We start from the raw sequence: 18,771 nt of genomic DNA on the forward strand, positions 1-18,771 counted from the left end.
CAGGTGAGCGTCGACGCTTTCAGCGATGGTCGCTCCGGTCAGCCACGAAATTTCTTCTTTTTCTTCTTTCCGAATACGGGCTTCGCAGACCCTCCCTTTTCATGCCGCGGCTTTGCCGCGTGCGCGTGCTCGCCTCGATCCCGCCTCTTGGTATCGTAATGCGCCTTCTTGTCAAACGGCGGCTTGTCAGAGGTCTTTGCATTTTTGCCGTGCGGCTTCGGTGTCCCTTGCTTCTGCCTTTCGCGCACCTCCTCGCCGGCCGGGGCATCGGTCATCGCCTCGATGCGAATGCTGTCCTCCTTGTCGGGACGGCGGATACGTGCGGCGAAGCGATGGGCGACGCGCCCGGAAATCTCGAATTCCGTAGTCGTATCCAGAATGCGAATGGTGCCGATATCTTCCTTCTTGATGCTGCCGCGGCGGCACAGCATCGGCAGCAGCCAACGCGCTTCGGCGTTCTTGTGCCGTCCGATCGCGGCGCTGAACCAGACGCTGTCCCCCGCCATGCGGTGGCGCGCTGAAGACTTTGCCGGCTTCAATCCGCGTTCGGTGTCGCGATCCGCCCGCTCCCGCGCACGCTCGGCACGGGATTTGACCCGATCCTCGCCGGGATCGACGATGTCCTCGGGCGAAGGCAAGCGCGCACGATAGAGCCGCGCCAGCGCGGTGGCGATCTGTTCCGGCGATCGTTCGGCAAGCAGGGCTTGCGCGAGCGCCTGATCCTCAGTGGTGATCTCGCCCGCAAACACATCGTCACGCAGCAGCCGGTCCTGATCGAGTTTTCGGATCTCATCGGGCTGCGGCGCCACGCCCCAGGCGGCGTCGATGCCGGCCAATTTGAGCAGCATGTCCGCGCGGCGGCGCCGCGCCGAGGACACCAGGAGAATGCTGACGCCCTTGCGGCCGGCCCGTCCGGTACGGCCGGAACGATGCTGCATGACTTCGGGATCGTTCGGCAGGTCGGCGTGGATCACGAGATCGAGGTTCGGCAGGTCGATGCCACGCGCGGCGACATCGGTCGCGACGCAAACCCGGGCGCGGCCGTCGCGCAGGGCCTGCAGCGCCAGCGTTCGCTCGTTCTGGGTCAACTCGCCCGACAGCGCCACCACCGAGAAGCCGCGCTCCAGCAGCGTCGCCTGCAGGTGCCGCACGGCCTCGCGCGTGTTGCAGAACACCAGCGTGCCCGGCGATTCGAAGTAGCGCAAAATATTGACGACGGCGTGCTCGACATCGCCGGCCGCGATCCGGATCGCGCGGTACTCGATATCGGCGTGTCCGCCCTCCTCGCCCGCGACTTCGACGCGAAAGGCGTCCTGCTGATAGTCCTTCGCCAGCGCAACGATGCCTTGCGGCAAGGTCGCCGAGAACAACAGTGTCCTGCGGTCCTCCGGCGTGGCCTGCAGGATGAATTCCATGTCCTCGCGGAAACCGAGATCGAGCATCTCGTCGGCCTCGTCGAGTACGATCGCCTTCAGTTCCGAAACGTCGAGCCGGCCGCGCCGCAAATGATCGCAAAGCCGCCCCGGCGTGCCGACCACGATGTGCGCGCCCACCGCCAGTTCGCGCTGCTCGCGGCGCGGATCCATGCCGCCGACGCAGGAAACCACGCGCGCATCGGCATGCTGATAGAGCCAGGCGAGTTCGCGGTGCACCTGAAGGGCTAACTCGCGCGTCGGCGCGACGATCAATGCCAAGGGGGCCGCGGCACGCTCGAACCGCTCGGCGCCATCCAGGAGGTTGTTTGCGAGCGCCAGACCATAGGCGACCGTCTTGCCGGAACCGGTCTGCGCCGAAACCAGGAGATCGCGGCCGGCAGCATCGTCGGCCAGCACCGCGGTCTGGACCTGTGTAAGCCGATCGAAGTTGCGTTCCGCCAAAGCTCGGGCGAGCGGCGGATGGGTGGGCAATAATGTCACGAGATGTCAGACCCTGGTTGGCTATATCAGCCGGAAATGTTGAATACGGCCCCGAACCGAAATGGCTCGAAACTGCGCAATTAACGACGCGCAGCGGCACGGCCTGACGGATTTCACTGAGGTGGGGATGCTTTAGGCGAAATCCAGCCGCTGCGCCATCCATTCTTTGCAGATCAGGCGATCACTTCTACACTATGGTTTCAGGGCATTTCAGAGGGGCGTGCACCGTGACCGCGTTCAAGACCATTCGCGCCCGGGCAGAAAAGCGCAAGGGCGGCCCCAAGGCGCTCGCCAAACTGCTGCCGGCCAAGCCCAATCCGAAGGCGCTCGCCAGGCTCGGCGACGACCGGATTCTCGCCGAAATGACCAGGCGGGTGTTCTGCGCGGGCTTTGCCTGGAGCGTGATCGAGAACAAATGGCCGGGATTCGAAAAGGCGTTTCTCGGTTTCAAGCCGGGCCCGCTGTCGCTGAAGCCGGATGAATTCTGGGACGATCTGATGAAGGACACGCGCATCGTCCGCAACGGCGCCAAGATCATGTCAGTCCGTGCCAATGCGAGCTTCGTCCGGGACATTGCCAAGGAGCACGGCAGTTTCGGCAAATTCCTCGCGAACTGGCCATCCTCCGACGAGGCCGGATTGCTGGAATTGCTGGCCAAGCGCGGCAGCCGGCTCGGCGGCAATACCGGGCAGATGATGCTGCGCTTTCTCGGGTGGGACGGGTTTGTCACGTCCAGGGATGTTGTGCTGTGCCTGCGCGATGCCGGGCTCGACATCGCGGAGACCGTCACCTCCAAGCGCGATATCGCCAAGGTGCAGGCGCAGCTCAACGCATGGGCCGAGGAGACGGGGCTTCCCTACGTACACATATCGCGGATCTGCGCGCTGTCGATCGGGGAGAATTATGCAGCGGAGAAGCTCGAAAGCATGATGGGCGGTGATGAATGATCCGCCTTCGCTCTTTGAGCTACGGCGCGACAAGTGGAATCATATGACGAAGAATCCATGCGTGGCGTCGCGGCGGAGCTGGTCGACGAGGCCATATTCCCATTCGAGATAGGCCTGCATCGCGCTTTCCTTGACGTCGGTGCCCTCATAGGGACGGCGATAGCGGTGTGACGGATCGGGCTTTGGGATGACCAGCGGCGGGCCGACTTCCAGCGCGCCGTCGTAACCGCCTTCGAGCACGTACACTTCCCAGCCCATTTGCGCGAGCCAGGATGCGGTCATGTCGGCGCGGACGCTTCTGTCGTCCGTCAGCACGATGCGGGCGCCGCGCACCGGCGCGGCCATGTCGACCTCCTGCACCAACTGTCCGCCGACGTAATGACGAAAGCCTGCGAGATGGCCGGCGGTGTATTCCTCCTCCGAGCGCACGTCGAAGCGATAGAGCGTGCGGTCGCCCTGCTCCTGCAGAGCCGCCATTTCCGCAAGGCCAATGTGCCGGACACCGGCGCGATAGGCGACGTCGCGCGCGTTTGTCTCGCCGCCCGCGATGGCGCCGATCCCGCCGCGGCGGTCGGACCCATGCTCAAGCTTCTGCCGTGCCAGCGTCCAGCCGATCGTTCCATTGCGCAGCGCCATCACCTTGTTCGCGACGCCGGCATTGATCAGCGACTGGGTGCCGATAATCGAGCGGGTGCGGCCGGCGCAATTGACGATGATGGTGGTCTCGGGGTCGGGCGCGGCGCGGCCGGTGCGCAGCACCAGTTCCGCGCCGGGCACGCTGATGGAACCGGGGATATTCATGGTCGCATATTCGTCGAAGCGGCGGACATCGAGAATCCGGATGTTGGCCCCGCTCGCAATCAGCGCGCCGACCTCTTCAGCGGCGAGCGAGGGTGTGTGCCGCCGCGACTCGACCAGTTCGCCAAAGGCCTTGGCGTAGGAATTGACATCCTCGAACACCTCATAGCCTGCCGACTTCCAGCCCTGCAGCCCGCCATCAAGCTGGCGGATATTGGAGTATCCCAATGCGGCCAACCGGTCCGCGGCCTGCGGCACGAGGCCCTCGCCGGCGTCGTAGATCACGATCGGGACGTCCTTGCGCGGCAGCCGCGCTTCCGCCTCCAGCGCGATGCGGTCGGCCGCCATGTTGGCGGCGAACAGGGGATGGCCGGTGGCAAAGGTGGCCTCGTGCCTGATGTCGAGCAGCGCGATTTCCGCGCGCAGCAGCAGCGCGGTGCGGACTTGCGAAGGAGTGACAGAGGGTACAGTCATGGACGGGATTTCCGAAAACGGCATATGATCGCTGGCATGATGGGCACTCTGAGCACCCAATGGATCTCAAACAATTGCGGACGTTCCGGGCCGTAGCCGAACTCGGAAGCTTGAGCAAGGCTGCCGACCGGTTACGTGCCGCGCAGCCGGCGCTGAGCCGGCATATCAAGCTGCTCGAGCATGAGCTTCGGGTCGAGCTGTTCGTGCGCAACGGCCGCGGCATGCTGCTCACCAGCGCCGGCCGGATGCTGCTCGACCGCACCACCGGCCTGATCCGCCAGATCGAACAGGTCAGCGACGATCTCAAATCGGCGAACGGCAACCCGTCGGGCCGCGTCATCCTCGGGCTGGTGCCGACGGTGAGCGCTGTGCTGTCTGGACGATTTGCCCGCCGCGTCCTCAATGAGTTTCCCGACGTCTCGCTGCGCATCGTGGAGAGCTATGGCGGCCATCTGGTCGAATGGCTGCATCGCGGCGAAATGGACCTCGCGATCATCTATGGCCCGGCCGTCGACCTCCATCTCCAGGTCCAGTCGATCGGCCGCGAGGACATCGTCGCCGTCGGACCGCCGGGATCGGGCCTGAGCAAGCGCAAGCAGGTCGATCTCAAATGGCTGGTGAAGCAAAAGCTGATCCTGCCGAGCATATCGCATGGCTTGCGGGCGCTGCTGGAGAAGGCATTGGCGCGCGAAAAACTGAAGCTCGACGCCATGATCGAGGTCGATTCCTACCGCGCCCAGATCAGCCTGATGGAGGAAGGGCTCGGCTATACGCTGCTGCCGCCGTCCGCCATACGCACGGAAGTGGCGGCGAAGCGCCTGGAGATGGCCGCCGTCAATCCTTCGGTGTCGCGCGAACTGATCCTGGCTTCGCCGATCGCGCATCCGCCGTCGATTGCGACGACGACGATCGCGACGCTGATCGTGTCCGAGATTCAAGAGCTTTCGAAGGAAGGGCGCTGGAAGATCAACATGACGGGATAGCGAGGCTGCTCACTCTCTCTCCGTCATGGCCGGGCTTGTCCCGGCCATCCACGTCTTTCTTTGCGCAATGGCAGGTAAGACGTGGATGCTCGGGACAAGCCCGGGCGTGACGACCTCGTAGGCACTGCGCCTCAATTAAACAGCGCCTCGTCTCCCAAGACCGATTGCCGGAAGCGCGTCGTCAGGATCACGCCGTCGGCCGGCGGCATCACAAACACGAGCGCCTCGGGATTGATCTTGATCTGCGCGAACGCCGTTCCCCTTCCCGCGTGCACGAGGTCGCGCAGTTCGGTCACTCCGGCCATCGTGCGGACGATCCGCGAGGTGCGGATGCCGCAGGCGGTGGCGATGGCGGCGAGGTCGACGCCGGAAGCCGTCGGGGTCTTCTGCATGCCGGTCTCGCCGAAGCGCTCATTGTCGAGAACAGCGATCGTCAGATTCTTCGGCGCCTCCACCGCGATTGATGCGAGCGAGCCGATGTTCATCAGCATCTCGCCGTCGCCGGTGATGACCAGCACCTTGCGCTTCGGCTGCGCCAGCGCCAGTCCAAGCCCGATCATGGCGGCGGCGCCCATCGCGCCCCACAGCGGGAAATTGTTGGGGTGATCCCCGGCAGCGGAGACGTCCCAGTTCGGCGCGCCGAGGCCGGCGATGACGAGGAGATCGGCGCGGTCGCGCAGCAGTTCGTTGACGACGTCGCGGCGGTGCAGAAGTGCGTTCGGATTGCTCATTTGCGGGCAAGCTCCTTGAAATTCTTGGCGCCGAGCACGCGCTGCCCGATCAGGACCGCCACCGGCTTCCAGGTATTGAAAGCCAGGTGCGCCGCGCCCTGCACGGTGGAGGCGACGAGATCAGGCTCATCCACTTTGTTCACGATCACGCCCATGGCCTCCAGCGAGGGGCGCGTGCCCTGCCCCATCGGAATCTGCCACGGGTTGAACTCGCCCCAGTCGCCGCGCATGGTGACGATCATCAACAGCGGCATGTGGCAGATGACGGGCAGCGACAGCATGTTGATGCAGTTGCCGACGCCGCTCGACTGCAACAGCAGAACGCCGCGCTCGCCGCCGAGCCACGCACCGGCCAGCATCGCCACGCCTTCCTCTTCGGTGGTCAGCGTCACGACGCGGGTTTCGGGATCGGCCTCGAAGGAGCGGATCAGGCGGCCATGGCCGGCGTCCGGCACCATCGCGACCTGGCGAATGCCGGCGTCCTTCAGCACGCGGTAGATCTCGTCCGGCCAGATCGGGAGCGCCGGTGCGGCCTCGCTCCGTGATTTCGCTGCTTCCGCCATCGGGCTCAATTTCCTCTGCGATTCCCGGTTGATTTGCCGCGAGAATAGATCGCGGCGGGGGTTCGAGGAATTTGAATGTGGACATGGCTTCTATCGCAAAATTGAAAGGCTGGGTGTCCACAGCTCGTCCGAAATGACGGCGAGAAGCGCAGATCCGTAGGACGGGTGGAGCGAAGCGATACCCATCAATGCCAATGAGATGCGGCGATGGGTTTCGCTTCGCTCTACCCATTCTATGACATACGTGTAGACGGTGGGCACGGCGCCAAGAGCGCCTTTGCCCCCTGCTCACCTTCCATTACTTCGGCTTGGAATCCGGGGGGCAGTCCGGTGATACCTTAAGCGGCTTGTCGCCGCTCTGCACGGTCGGTGCGGCCGAGTTCGCGCCGCCCGCATCGGGCAACACCGCGCTCTTGCCGACGGTCACCGAATTCGACGTCTTCTCCTCGCCGCTTCCTGATGTCGCAGCCGGTGATGTCGTGCAGGCCGTCTTGTCGGTCGATCCGGCCGTGGTCTGGGCGGAAGCCGCGCTCACTCCTATTACCGCTACGAGAATCGCTGCCGCGACGCGCTTCATTTTCGTCTCCAATGGCTGCAAAATAGCTTGCTCGGAGCAAAACGTTCTGCTGCAACGAAGGTTCCGGTTGGCCCTGATGCGGCGATGCCGGGATTAAAATCGGCGCAGGTTTTGCTTCGGCGAACCGGCCGGAAAAGGAAGATTTCATGACCATCGACCTGACCCGCCGCACGCTGCTTCATCTCGCCGGCGCCTCGTCGCTGAGCGCGGCCGCCATTGCCGCAGCGCGAGCCGAGGGGAATACGGGAGGCTCGGGCGGGCCGACCTTCGCCAACCGCACGCCGATGCGGATCGGCATGGTGACGCTGCGCGTGCGCGATCTCGACAAGGTCGCCGACTACTATCGCGACGCGATCGGACTCACCGTCATGGCGCGCACCGAGACGGGCGCGCTGCTCGGCTCGGGCGGCGTACCGCTGCTCAATCTGCAGCGGCGCGAGAACGCGGCGCGCGAGGCGCGCAACGCGGCCGGCCTCTATCACACCGCGTTCCTGATGCCGACACGCAAGGACCTCGGACGCTGGCTTGTTCATGCGGCGAAGAACAGGATCACGCTCTCCGGTTTCGCTGACCACCTCGTCAGCGAGTCCGTCTATCTCGACGACCCCGAGGGCAACGGCATCGAAGTCTATGCGGACCGCGCGCCCGAACTCTGGAAATGGGAAGCCGGCTCGGTGGCGATGGCAACCGACCAGCTCGACATCGACGGCCTGCTGGCGCTCGCGGGTACGCACACCACCAACTATGCCAAGGCGCCCGACGGCCTGCGCATCGGCCACATGCATCTGCGCGTCGGCGATCTCGAACAGGCCGACCGCTTCTATGCCGGTACCATCGGCTTTGCCCAGACCCGCAAGCGGACCGGCGCGGCGTTTTTGTCCTCGGGGCGCTATCACCATCACCTCGGCATCAATGTCTGGCAGAGCGCCGGCGCCGGGGCCCGTGACGACGCGGCCACCGGCCTCGCCTGGTTTTCGCTCGAGATCGAGGCCCAGCAAATTCTCGAAGCCCAGGTGCAGCGCCTGCGGCAGGCGGGCGCGCCGGCCGAGGCCATCACCAACGGCATCGAGACATCAGATCCCTGGGGCACCAAGGTGCGGCTGATCAAGGTTTGACAGCCCGACAACGAATGAGCGCGGCGTCCCACGCGCTGGGACCAAAGCTGCGCCGAAAGGATGAAGCTAAATGAACTTGCCAATGAGCTGGGACGAATGGGCCGCGCATGACGGCGTTGCGCTGGCCGCGCACGTTGCGAAGGGTGAGCTGACGGCTGCCGAGCTGGCGGCGCAAGCGGCCGCCGGCATTGCCAAAGTCGACCCCGCGCTTTCGGCCGTCGTCGAATTGTTCGACGACGCGATCGCCGATCCCGCAACCGACGGCACCGCGCTCGACGGGCCGTTTGCCGGACTGCCATTCCTGATGAAGGATCTCGGGCCGACGCTGAAAGGCCGGCTGCAGGAAATGGGCTCGCTCTATATGCGCGGCAATCGCGCCACGGCCGATACGTTCATGACCAAAAAGATGCGCGGCGCGGGGCTCAATCTGATCGGGCGCACCACCACGCCGGAATTCGGCGTCTGCAGTTCGGCGGACAATCCCGCCGTCTATGTCACGCGCAATCCCTGGAATACCGACTACACCACCTGCGGATCGTCGGCCGGCAGTGCGGCGATGGTCGCCGCCGGCGCGGTGCCGATCGCGCATGCAACCGACGGCGGCGGATCGATTCGAATCCCGGCCGGCGTCAACGGCAATATCGGGCTGAAGGTCTCGCGTGGCGTGTTCTCGCTGTCGCCGCTGTTGTCCGACCTCAGCGGACTGGTTTCGATTCAGGGCTGCCAGTCGCGCTCGGTGCGCGACACCGCGGCCTTCGTCGATGCCTGCCGCGGGCCGGCGCCGGGCGAGTTCATGCCGTTCTGGAGTCCGCCCGAGCCCTACACGCGCTTGATCACGCGCGATCCGGGCCGGCTGAGAGTCGCGCTGTCGTACCAGTGGGGCGACTACCAAGCGACGCCGCATATCGCAGCTGAACTGCAAAAGGCGGGGCGATTCCTCGAAGACCTCGGCCATCACGTCGACTACGCCCTGCCCGATCTGGACTATGGCGAGGCCTTTGCGGCGCAGACCACCTGCTACATCAGCAATTTTGCCGTGGTGATCAGCAACATGCTGGCGGCGCGCGGGCTGGAGCGGCCGCCCGAAGACCTGATCGAGCCGATCAACATCCGGATCTGGGAGCACGGCCGGCACACGAGCTATGCCGACCGCGCCCGCATGCAGGCGGTGTTCAACACGACCTCGCGCGGCTTCGGCGCGTTCTTCGAGGACTGGGACATCATCCTGACGCCGATCACCGCGCTGCCGACGCCGAAGGTCGGCACCACGGAATATCTGACCATCAGCGACAATCCCGACGTGCTCGACTGGTTCGGCAATCTCTGGCGCAATTTTGCCTTTACGCCGCTCGCCAATCTCTGCGGTATCCCCGCGATTTCGCTGCCGCTCGCCACCCACGAACACGGCCTGCCGCTCGGTATCCAGGCGATCGCCAAGCAGGCCAATGACGGCTTGCTGTTGCAACTGGCGGCGCAGATCGAGCGGGCGATCGACGGCAAGTGGAACGCGGGGCAGAAACCGGGCGTGCATGTGACGACGGGTTGAGGGAACAACCATCGCACCATAACTAGCCAAGTGCGATCTGATTGGATGACAATAGCGGCGCCGGCAGGAGAGCATCTATGCTAGTCGACTGGGACGAGCTCCAACATACAGTCGAGTTCGTCAGTATGGGGAATGAGGCCGTCCTTTGCCGGAAGACTGGCAAGATTCTCTGGCATACCGATCTGGACGAAGACATCGAAGCGTGGCCGGACGATGCCGACGACGAGGAAAAGTATCTTGTGATCCCCGACAAGAAGGAACTCGATCTCGGCAAGGCGCTGGTGCTCGAGTTCGCCAGAGAATATCTCCCAGGCGAATTCGATGAAATCCGGCGGATCTTCAGCAAGCGGGGCGCCTATGCGCGGTTCAGGAGTCTGCTGCTGCGCAGGAACGCGCTCGATCGATGGTACGATTTCGAGAACAAGGCGACCGAAAGAGCCCTGAGGGAATGGTGCGAAGCCAACGGACTAACAACCCGGGAGGGAGATCCCCCGGCGCCGGAGGCGAAATGAAACGATGCCGCCCGCAGGTTCTTGCTCGGATGCGCTAAGATGTTCGTGAGGTCGCCCCCGCGACTTCCCCACCTCTGTCAAGGAGCGCGTCGCGGGCTTCCTTCAGGCGCTTCAAACTCGCCACATTGGTCTCGCGTCTTTCCTCCAGACGATTGAGATAGGACAGCTCGGCCGTGACCTGGGCGAGGTTCAGGACGTCGTCCATACCATTCGATCCTTGCGCTGCGGGCTGATCGGCTTCTTCGAGGGTGGGGGCGTAGGCGGGGCCAACTGATTTTAGCATGAAGATGCCGGTCCGATTGTGAAGCCGATCACACATCGCGCACGACATCTTTGCCGACGGAGCCGCGGGTAACATTGCAGCACTCGCCCTCGAAGGCGGCGCCGATTGAGCGCTGCCGCGCCATTTCATTTTGGCGGGGACAAGCCAGCCGCAACCAGCCATCTACAGCGCCCCGGCACGCGGAGCTTCGCACAGACACCTTCGATCGCACCCGGAATTCCCCCATGCCGCCCCTCAGTGGGCATCTGCAACATCGCATTGAGGCGGCGGCGGTGTCCTGAAGCCGCGGTTGAGACATTCTGAAATTTTTCTGATATTCGGCGAACCTGTGCGGTGGGGCACATTTTTAGGGTCGATCCCGGCACTAAATGGGCTCCGTTGCCGGTTGGAGGGGACGGTGCTGCGCTTTTCTGGTTTTGAGCTGGATCCAGAGCGCGCTGAACTGCGCCGGCGCGATGGCGGGACGATCAAGCTCCGGCCCAAGACGCTGGAGATGCTGCGGCTGCTCGCCAAGAATGCCGGCCGCGTCTTGAGCAAGCAGGAATTGATGGAAGCCGTCTGGCCGAACGTCCATGTCGGCGAAGACAGCCTGTTCCAGTGCATCCGCGAAATCCGCACCGCTCTCGGCGACGACAAGCGGCAGGTAGTCCGGGTCATTTCCGGTCGCGGTTATCTGTTCGAGGCCGAGGTGACGGAAGTCGAGGTCCCGGCCGCGCCGGAAATTGCGCCCGTCAGCCAGGCTGCGCCAGCCGGATCAGGCACGAAATCGACGTTCGAAACGAACAGCGAACCCGCGAAGCGCTCGTTCGACTTCAGCCGGCGGCGCGCCGCGTTCGCGTCCATCGCGGGGCTTGCCATCCTGTGCACCGCGATAGCCGTGTGGATGTTGCGCCCCGGTCTCATCTTTGCGCGCGGGCCCGCGACCATCGCGGTGATGCCGATCGCGGACGCGAGCAACGATCCCCTCGCCGCCCAGATGGCGGCTAATGTGAGCGGACGGCTGACCGACGGGCTGGCGAAGATCGAGAACATCCGCGTGCTGGCTCCGGATATGGCCGCATCGAAAGCCGACCTCGTCGTGAAGGGCGAACTGCAGAGGAGCGAGCACGCCTGGACAATACGGGTGCGCATGACCGCAACGGATACCGGCGAGGTCAAGTGGACCGCCTCGCATTCCGTCGCCGTCACGGAAGATATGGACGTGCCGCTCCAGCAGTCCCGGCTCGCGGCGGGCGTTGGTCACGCACTGGCCGTGCGCCTCAACGAATTGCTGAACGCCGACCCGCGATCCCCTGCGAAGAGCAAGGTCGTGATAGAACAGGCCACCGCCCATATCAATCAAACCTCGCCGGAGCGTTTCAAGGCCGCGCAGGCGATGCTGGAACAAGCGCTCACCGAGGACCCCGACGACACAGACGTTCAGATCGCGCTCGCCGCACTCCTGATGCGCGGTGTGCAGATGGTGTGGCTGAGCGGAGCCGAGCGCGAGGCGGCGGAAACCAAGGCCGAGGCGATGCTGCAGCAGACGCTGCGCGCCAAACCTAATCACATCCCGGCGAATGAAGCCTATTGCCGCTTCCTCAACGCCACCAACCAGTTCGGCTCGAGCCTGGTGGCGTGCGCGCGGGCCCTGAGCTTCGATCCCTGGAACGGGATTGCGCTGTACCATATCGGCCTTGCGCAGATCCAAACGGGACGCTTCGAGGATGCGCTCGCGACGTTCAAGCAGGCGGACCGCTTCGACACGCCGCAGGTCTCGCGCTGGACCTGGATGATCGGCGCCGGCTGGGCCAATATGCTGATGGGCCGCGCCGAAGACGCGGTGCCGTGGCTGCAGAAGTCGATCGCAATCACATCCGCCAGCGGGCGCACGCATATGTTGCTTGCGGCGGCCTATCAGCAGATGGGCAAAGCCGAAGAAGCGAGAGCGGCGATGGAAAAAGGCCGCGAATTGCGGCCGGGCTCGACCTATCACAACGTCCCGACGCCCAAGAAGAATTCCAGCCCGGTCTACATCGAAGCTGCCGAACGGATCATGCAATTGATGGTCGCGTCCGGTCTGCCGGCGAGCTGAGCTCGGTCAGCGTTAGAGCACGGGATGCCGACGGTGCCAGTCCGTCGCGCTCTGGAACGCGATGCCAGCGCGGATCAGCGTCGCTTCGCCGAGATCCGCGGCAACCATCTGGAATGCAATCGGCAAGCCATCGGCGCTGAACCCTCCGGGCAGGGTCAACGTCGGCTGGCCGGTCATGTTGAAAGGAGCGGTGTAGGCTTGCAGCCTGGCGATCAGTTCGGGCTGCAGGCCCATTGTCCCCATGGTCTTCAAGGAGAGCGGTGCGAACGGATGCGCCGGTACGAGAAGCAGGTCGATCTTTCCGAACAAGGCGCGCATGCGCCCGCGGAAAGCCATGCGCCGCAACAGCACATCCTGATAGTTGAGGCCGGACAAGCTGCGTCCGGTATCGAGAACCATGCTCATCACCGGGCCGTACTCCGCCCGGCGCTCGGGAAAAGTCGCCCTGTGGGCGACCGCGGCTTCCACGGCGCAATTAGGAGCCCAATCGGCCACGGCCTGGGTGACATCAGGCACCTGCACGTCCACAAGCTCAGCGCCCTGCGCGGACAGTACGCGCTCCGCGTCATCGAGAACCGCAAGCACCTGCGGATCGACGTCTCTGCGGCCCCAGTCGCGATCGACGCCGATCTTGAGGCCGCCGATGCTCGGGTTCGCCAACGCCGCGAAATTCGCTACCGGCTCCTGCAAGGCGGTGGGATCGGCCGGGTCGGCACCGGCGACGGCGGTCAGGAGCGCGGCGGCATCCGCGACACTGCGTGCCATCGGCCCGACGTGATCGAGGCTCGGCGCGAGGTCGAACACGCCGTGGCGGCTCACCCGCCCCCATGTCGGCTTGATGCCGGTCAGGCCGTTAGCGGCCGACGGCCAGCGGATCGAGCCGCCCGTGTCAGAGGCGAGTGCGCCGAAGCAAAGCCCGGCTGCCACTGCGACACCCGGCCCGCTTGAAGAGATGCCGGGCCAATAATCGGCGTTCCACGGATTGCGGGGCGACGTGATCTCAGGGTGATGGTCGGAATAAGCGCCCTCCGTCATCTGCAACTTGCCGAGCAGCACGGCGCCCGCTTCCCGCAGACGCCGCACGGCGGTGGCGTCCTCGGTCGGCTTGAAGCTCCTGTGGATCGTCGTCCCTGCCGCGGTCGGAACATCCTGTGTCCAGAACAGGTCCTTTACCGCGAGCGGCACCCCGTGCAGCGGTCCGCGATAACGACCGGCGGCAATGTCGGTTTCCGCCGTCCGCGCCTCTGCCATCGCGCGTTCGGCCGTCACGACCGCATAGCTGGCGAGCGTGCCGTCCAGCGCTGCGATCCGGTCGAGCTGCTGACGGGTCGCCTCCACCGGCGATATCTTTCGCGTCCGGATCAGTTCCGCCAGATCAGTCAGTTCCAGGAAATGCAGATCCTTCATGGCGTTTCAGCCCATGGCTCCTGCGCGGACATTGGCGACAAAGCGAGCCAGCGCCTTGCCGACCTCGTCAGGCGCTTCCTCCTGCAGGAAGTGCGCGCCCTGGATCATGACGGTCTGCTGGTTGGGCCAGGCGCGGCAGAACTCGCGCTGCGCGCCAATCAGAAAACCGGCCGGATCGGCGTCGATGAAAAGTTTCGGTATCGGGCTGGCGGAGAGCCATCGCGCGTAGTCTTCGACGATCGCCACCACATCTGCCGGTTCTCCGCCGATCGGCAGATCGCGCGTCCAGACCAGCATCGGCATGCGCGAGAGACCGGGATTGCGATAGTGGCGTCGGTAGACCTCGATCGCCTCCTCGGGGATATGGCGCAGCGGGAGCAGATATTCGATGAACAGATTCTGCCGCAGGATCAGATCCTCGCCGCGATCGGTCCGTTGCCCCTGAAAGAAGGCGCGCGTCGCGGCGGGCCATTCATCCCAGGACGCGAACGGCCGCACAATTCCCTCCATATAGGCAATCGCCTTCACGCGGCCGGCATTGCGACGGGCCCAATCAAAGCCCAGCGCCGAGCCCCAGTCGTGGACGATGAGGACCACGTTCCTCGTCAAGCCCATCGTCTCGAACCAGGCATCGAGGTAGCGGCGATGATCGACGAACCGGTAATTTCCGTCCGGCGCAGGGCCCGAATTGCCCATGCCCACATAGTCCGGCGCAAGGCAACGCCCTAGGGCAGCAGATACGGGATGATGTTGCGCCACAGATATGACGGCGTCGGATTGCCGTGCAGGAAGACGATCGGATCGCCTTCGCCGACATCGACGTAAGCCATGCTGGTATCCAGCACCGCCACACGCTTCCGGTAGGACACCTCCTCGGTCGAGATCGGGGGATGAGCCATTTGGGAATTCTCCTCTGCTCAGGCCCTGCGGATCTTCTGCCGCGCAGTCGACACTAGCTAACGCCAATAACATGTGTTTGTTGCGGAAACCAGTAAAAAGATTATGCTGGTGTCATGAAGCATTCGGAAAAATTCCCGGTTCCCGGCGATATCGCACTGCTGTACGACTTCGTGAACTCGGTCGACCTGCGCCGGTACGTCGAGCAGGGCGTCGCCCATAAGCCCGGTGACGAACTGGAGACGCCGGCGCAGCTCGAAAAATGGCTGCAGACCCGCGGCCTGCTAAAATCCGGCACTCGGATTTCGCAAGCCGAGCACCGCGAAGCGCTCGAGCTGCGCACAGCCCTCAGGCGGTTTCTGAGCTCCTCGCCGACGCAGCAGAGCGTTGCAGCCATCGAGCTTGAACGCTCCGCCGCCCGCTTTCCCTTGTCGGTCACGGCTTCCCGAAAGCGTTCGCTCGACTTGCGGCCGGTTGTGCGGCGGGCGAGCAGCGGGCTTGGCGGCGTTCTCGCCGAGCTCGTGCGCCTGTCCGACAGCGGCAGACTGGAACGTATGAAGATATGCAGTTCCGACGAGTGCCACTGGGTCTTCTACGACCGCTCCAAGCCCGGCAATCGCCGCTGGTGTTCATCGGACCGATGCGGAAACCGGGAGAAGACCCGAGCCTATCGCGACCGCCAGCGCCGCGGCGATTGATGGCTTCGTCACCCTCGGGCAACTGCTCGCAGATTATTTCGTGGCCTGCACCGGCATCGAGCCGGCCTGACTGCGGCCGGCTTCAGTCGCATCCCACCAGTTACCCAGGGCGTCAAGCAACGGCACGAGTTTGAGACCGGCCGGTGTCAGGTCATATTCCACGCGCAACGGATATCCCTCGAATTCGGTGCGAGCGACAATGCCGGCGTCCTCCAGCTTGCGAAGCTCCAACGTGAGCATCCTGTGCGAGATCGCGGGGTTGTCCCTGCGCAGGTCGCTGAAGCGTTTCGTGCCCTGCTTCAGATAGTAGATCAGCAGCGTCGGCCATCGACCGCTCATGACCTGCATCACTTCCTCGATCGGGCAGCGGGAGACGAGATCTTTCATCTGATTGCTCGTGGTTACAAAAAGGTGCGTAATTTACTTGGGCAGCGCGATCCGTAGATTCCAGTCAACGCTGCGCAGCGTGATCAGCAGAAATCACGGAGAACAAACCAGTGGAACCGATTCTTCTTTATGGCTTTCCGGCCGGAAGCTCGATGGGGCTTGTCGCAGCCCTCGAATGGCTTGGCAAACCCTATTCGCTCTGCCGTGTCGATATGCTCGGCGAGATGCGCGATCCTTCCTACGCCCGCATCAATGCCCGGCATGAAACGCCGGCCCTGATCACGGATGCAGGGCGGGTGCTGACCGAGACGATGGCGATCGCCAGTTGGCTCGAGGCAAGAGACAGCGAGCGACGCATCAGCTTCGAACCGCTTTCGCCGGAAGCAGACCGGATGCACCAGCTCATGGCCTTTGTTAACACCGGCTTCACCGGCGCCTTCTCGCCGCTATGGGTCGCGATGGAGATGGCGCAACCGAACCCGCAAATGCAGGCATCGCTGCGTGAGTTCGGCGCCGCGCGGGTGATCGAACGGCATGACAAGCTCGAAGCCATGATCGGGGATCAGCCCTTTCTCATGGGTGAGCGCCCGACGCTGGCCGACGGGATTCTGATTGGCGTCGCGCGATGGCTCGATTTCCATCAGGTCGCCGATCCGGCACGCTGGCCAAAACTCGCCGCCTTGCGCCGGCGCCTTGAGGCCGACCCCGCCGTCATCCATGCAACGGTGCTGGAGAGCGGAGACATTGCTTTGGGAACAGGCGCTTGTGTCGGCCATATCCCACTCGCGGATGTCATCGAGCGGTTCGGCGACTGAGGAATCTCGCCGGGCTAGTCGAACGCCACGCCAACCCTGTACTCCCTGCGCCAAACGACATGGCAAGGCAGCTTCAATCCGTCTTCAGGGAGGATCAAGGTGAATTCATTGGGAATACGGATCAGGTCCGGAAAATCCAGCGCCGCGCCCGTGGTGGATATATCGCGCACGGTACAGACATACTTATCGCCGCCATACTCGATCTTGGCGGCCTTCATGACGCGAACACGTGGCGCAATCCGGGTTTCGACCATCGCGAAAAGCTCCGGGGACATCAAAGGAGACAGTATCCAAAAAAGCTACTATGCAGCCGAAAGATTAAATATTCGGGAATTTTCGGCATGCGGACCGCCAGCGCCCGGCCGGTCACGCAAAAATAGTCCGGCTCCGCGTGGCGCAAATCGCAAGCGTAGGCGGGGATTTTTCGTGGCGTTGGTTCGACATTCGGTCGCGGGGCCGAAGCCCCGCGCAGAATCTTGGAGCGGGCAAAAGTAGCGAGAACCCGCCTTACTTCCACTTCGCCAGATAGAACCGCGGCAGCTCGTCCGGATACGGCGTGAAGTCGAGTTGCTTCGAATGGCCATAGGTCGTCACATAGGTGTGCAGCGGCGCCCAGTAGGCCTGCTCGGTGATCTTCTTGATCGCCATCGAATAGGCCTCCTTGCGAATCTCCGGATTGATGGATGATCCGCCCTGGATCAGCGATTTCTGCACCTCGGGATCCCTGGCATAGTCGTCAGCGCCGCCATCGAAGAAGTTGGGCATGATCGCCGAAACGTCGTTGATCGAATAGCTGCCCCAGCTTCCGAGATACATCCTGAGTTCGCCGGCCTTGGCGCGCTGGATCAGCGCCGCGGTCTGCAACTGGTTGAGCTTGGCGCGAACGCCGACCGCGTGCAGATAGTTCTGGACGGATGATCCCCATTGCGGCAGCACGTAGCTTGCAAGCTCGACATCAAAACCATCGGGATAGCCGGCCTCGGCAAGAAGCTTCTTTGCCTTCGCGGGATCGTAGTCGTAGGCGACGGCGGCTTCGGCATCGCAGCCGAACTGCGACGGGAAGCACGGCGCGCCTGGAACGCGGCTGCCGCCGGTGACGAGCTTCTCGGCGATCGCCTTGCGGTCGATCGCGTGCCAGATCGCCTGACGCACCTTCTGCTTGGTCAGGGGATTGTCGGCGCCGGTGCGGCCGCCGGCGTCGAGCGAGAGATAGCCGATCCGCATCGATTCCTTGCGCACCGACTGCAGATGCGGCATCCGGTTCACGGATTCGAGCTGGTCCGGATTCATGTTCCAGATCCAGTCGGCGCGGCCGGCGAGCAACTCCGTCATCTCGGTCGCGGCGTCAGGCACGAAACGCACACTCATCTTCTTGATCGCCGGCTTGCCCTTGGGACTGCCGGCCCAGTAATCCTCGAACCGCTCGAAGTCGATGGAGACGCCGGGCTCGACCTTGGTCATCTTGTAGGGGCCCGCGCCGACCGGCGCCTTGGCATAGCCCTCCGCGCCGACCTTCTCGCGATAGGCCTTGGGGTAGATCGGCAGCACCAGCGCGAAATATTCCAGCGCCGCCGGGTTCGGTCGCTTCAGCGTGACGCGCACCGACAGATCACCGGTCTTCTCCGCCTTGTCGATCCAATTGTAGTTCGACGGCGTCGAGACGCGGCTCGCCGGATCGGCGACGATATTGATGGTGTAGACGACGTCGTCGGCGGTGAGCGAGCTGCCGTCGTGGAATTTGACGCCGGGCCGCAAGGTGAACTCGATCGTGGTCGGGTCCGGCAGCTTCCACTCGGTGGCGAGCAATGGCTCGAGCTTGAAGGTGTCTGGATTGCGGTAGACCAAAGCGTCCCAGCCCTGGTGATGCATCACCACGCCGGTGCGAAGGTTGTTGTAGAAAGGATCGATGTTGGGCAGCGCGTCGCGCATCACGATGCGCAGCGTATCGGCCGATTTCTGTGCCGCCGCGGGCAACGCACCGGCCCCCGACAGAACCGCCGCCAGAATTGCAACACGGAGCTTGTTTTGCATGCGCATATCGCTCTCCA

At 63.9% G+C, this 18,771-nt stretch carries 20 protein-coding genes; 8 read left to right on the top strand and 12 right to left on the bottom strand.

What is annotated here, in order from left to right:
* Positions 1-38: 38 nt before the first annotated feature.
* A complete protein-coding gene (locus tag AC0QUY_RS05380; protein ID WP_475386063.1) occupies positions 39-1,916 on the bottom strand; it encodes a DEAD/DEAH box helicase in 1,878 nt (625 codons plus the stop codon).
* Between the two features lie 227 nt (positions 1,917-2,143).
* Here AC0QUY_RS05380 and AC0QUY_RS05385 point away from each other — a divergent pair, with 227 nt between their 5' ends.
* Positions 2,144-2,863, top strand: a complete 720-nt coding sequence (locus tag AC0QUY_RS05385; RefSeq protein ID WP_475386064.1) for a DNA-3-methyladenine glycosylase I — start codon at positions 2,144-2,146, stop codon at positions 2,861-2,863.
* Positions 2,864-2,902: 39 nt separating this feature from the next.
* Here the strand turns inward: AC0QUY_RS05385 and AC0QUY_RS05390 are convergent, their stop codons facing one another.
* Positions 2,903-4,135: a rhodanese-like domain-containing protein gene (locus AC0QUY_RS05390; protein ID WP_475386065.1), complete on the bottom strand. Its 1,233-nt coding sequence runs from the start codon at positions 4,133-4,135 to the stop codon at positions 2,903-2,905.
* 59 nt (positions 4,136-4,194) lie between these two features.
* On the opposite strand from AC0QUY_RS05390, the gene AC0QUY_RS05395 reads away from it, so the two are divergent.
* Positions 4,195-5,118 (top strand): LysR family transcriptional regulator, encoded by a 924-nt coding sequence (locus AC0QUY_RS05395; protein ID WP_161851578.1) that lies wholly within the window; start codon positions 4,195-4,197, stop codon positions 5,116-5,118.
* 131 nt (positions 5,119-5,249) lie between these two features.
* Here the strand turns inward: AC0QUY_RS05395 and AC0QUY_RS05400 are convergent, their stop codons facing one another.
* The 3 genes from AC0QUY_RS05400 to AC0QUY_RS05410 all read right to left on the bottom strand — a co-directional run bounded on the left by AC0QUY_RS05400 (position 5,250) and on the right by AC0QUY_RS05410 (position 6,989).
* On the bottom strand, positions 5,250-5,849 hold the full coding sequence (locus AC0QUY_RS05400; RefSeq protein ID WP_161851577.1) for a thiamine pyrophosphate-dependent enzyme: 600 nt from the start codon (positions 5,847-5,849) through the stop codon (positions 5,250-5,252).
* Positions 5,846-6,412 (bottom strand): thiamine pyrophosphate-binding protein, encoded by a 567-nt coding sequence (locus AC0QUY_RS05405; protein WP_161851576.1) that lies wholly within the window; start codon positions 6,410-6,412, stop codon positions 5,846-5,848. The genes AC0QUY_RS05400 and AC0QUY_RS05405 overlap by 4 nt, the downstream gene beginning before the upstream one ends.
* A gap of 298 nt (positions 6,413-6,710) precedes the next feature.
* The gene (locus AC0QUY_RS05410) at positions 6,711-6,989 is read right to left on the bottom strand and encodes a hypothetical protein (RefSeq protein WP_161851575.1); all 279 of its coding nucleotides are present in this window, start codon (positions 6,987-6,989) and stop codon (positions 6,711-6,713) included.
* Between the two features lie 146 nt (positions 6,990-7,135).
* Between AC0QUY_RS05410 and AC0QUY_RS05415 the strand changes: the two genes are divergently transcribed.
* The 3 genes from AC0QUY_RS05415 to AC0QUY_RS05425 all read left to right on the top strand — a co-directional run bounded on the left by AC0QUY_RS05415 (position 7,136) and on the right by AC0QUY_RS05425 (position 10,162).
* A complete protein-coding gene (locus AC0QUY_RS05415) occupies positions 7,136-8,104 on the top strand; it encodes a VOC family protein (RefSeq protein ID WP_475386066.1) in 969 nt (322 codons plus the stop codon).
* 70 nt (positions 8,105-8,174) lie between these two features.
* Positions 8,175-9,650: an amidase gene (locus AC0QUY_RS05420; protein WP_475386067.1), complete on the top strand. Its 1,476-nt coding sequence runs from the start codon at positions 8,175-8,177 to the stop codon at positions 9,648-9,650.
* Positions 9,651-9,727: 77 nt separating this feature from the next.
* Positions 9,728-10,162, top strand: a complete 435-nt coding sequence (locus tag AC0QUY_RS05425) for a hypothetical protein (RefSeq protein WP_475386068.1) — start codon at positions 9,728-9,730, stop codon at positions 10,160-10,162.
* Positions 10,163-10,196: 34 nt separating this feature from the next.
* On the opposite strand, the gene AC0QUY_RS05430 is transcribed toward AC0QUY_RS05425, so the two are convergent.
* Positions 10,197-10,367: a hypothetical protein gene (locus tag AC0QUY_RS05430; protein ID WP_475386069.1), complete on the bottom strand. Its 171-nt coding sequence runs from the start codon at positions 10,365-10,367 to the stop codon at positions 10,197-10,199.
* Positions 10,368-10,842: 475 nt separating this feature from the next.
* On the opposite strand from AC0QUY_RS05430, the gene AC0QUY_RS05435 reads away from it, so the two are divergent.
* Positions 10,843-12,519, top strand: coding sequence for a winged helix-turn-helix domain-containing protein (locus AC0QUY_RS05435; protein ID WP_475386070.1), 1,677 nt, complete (start codon positions 10,843-10,845; stop codon positions 12,517-12,519).
* A gap of 12 nt (positions 12,520-12,531) precedes the next feature.
* Here the strand turns inward: AC0QUY_RS05435 and AC0QUY_RS05440 are convergent, their stop codons facing one another.
* The 3 genes from AC0QUY_RS05440 to AC0QUY_RS05450 are packed head-to-tail and all read right to left on the bottom strand — an operon-like array spanning position 12,532 to position 14,825.
* The gene (locus AC0QUY_RS05440; RefSeq protein WP_475386071.1) at positions 12,532-13,926 is read right to left on the bottom strand and encodes an amidase; all 1,395 of its coding nucleotides are present in this window, start codon (positions 13,924-13,926) and stop codon (positions 12,532-12,534) included.
* A 6-nt stretch (positions 13,927-13,932) separates the two neighbouring features.
* Entirely contained in the window at positions 13,933-14,622 is a 690-nt protein-coding gene (locus AC0QUY_RS05445; protein WP_475386072.1) for a haloalkane dehalogenase, read from the bottom strand.
* 29 nt (positions 14,623-14,651) lie between these two features.
* Positions 14,652-14,825: a hypothetical protein gene (locus tag AC0QUY_RS05450; RefSeq protein ID WP_475386073.1), complete on the bottom strand. Its 174-nt coding sequence runs from the start codon at positions 14,823-14,825 to the stop codon at positions 14,652-14,654.
* 114 nt (positions 14,826-14,939) lie between these two features.
* Here AC0QUY_RS05450 and AC0QUY_RS05455 point away from each other — a divergent pair, with 114 nt between their 5' ends.
* Positions 14,940-15,521 carry a CGNR zinc finger domain-containing protein gene (locus AC0QUY_RS05455; protein ID WP_475386074.1) on the top strand — a complete coding sequence of 194 codons (582 nt, stop codon included), beginning with the start codon at positions 14,940-14,942 and terminating at the stop codon, positions 15,519-15,521.
* A gap of 33 nt (positions 15,522-15,554) precedes the next feature.
* Here AC0QUY_RS05455 and AC0QUY_RS05460 read toward each other — a convergent pair whose 3' ends face one another.
* Complete coding sequence (locus AC0QUY_RS05460) at positions 15,555-15,908, bottom strand: winged helix-turn-helix transcriptional regulator (RefSeq protein WP_475386075.1); 354 nt, start codon at positions 15,906-15,908, stop codon at positions 15,555-15,557.
* Positions 15,909-16,018: 110 nt separating this feature from the next.
* On the opposite strand from AC0QUY_RS05460, the gene AC0QUY_RS05465 reads away from it, so the two are divergent.
* Complete coding sequence (locus AC0QUY_RS05465) at positions 16,019-16,723, top strand: glutathione S-transferase family protein (protein ID WP_475386076.1); 705 nt, start codon at positions 16,019-16,021, stop codon at positions 16,721-16,723.
* Between the two features lie 14 nt (positions 16,724-16,737).
* On the opposite strand, the gene AC0QUY_RS05470 is transcribed toward AC0QUY_RS05465, so the two are convergent.
* The gene (locus AC0QUY_RS05470) at positions 16,738-16,977 is read right to left on the bottom strand and encodes a PilZ domain-containing protein (RefSeq protein WP_057860773.1); all 240 of its coding nucleotides are present in this window, start codon (positions 16,975-16,977) and stop codon (positions 16,738-16,740) included.
* A gap of 253 nt (positions 16,978-17,230) precedes the next feature.
* The gene (locus AC0QUY_RS05475; RefSeq protein WP_475386077.1) at positions 17,231-18,760 is read right to left on the bottom strand and encodes an ABC transporter substrate-binding protein; all 1,530 of its coding nucleotides are present in this window, start codon (positions 18,758-18,760) and stop codon (positions 17,231-17,233) included.
* Between the last annotated feature and the right edge of the window lie 11 nt (positions 18,761-18,771).

The sequence above is a fragment of the Bradyrhizobium sp. WYCCWR15520 genome (assembly GCF_056174665.1).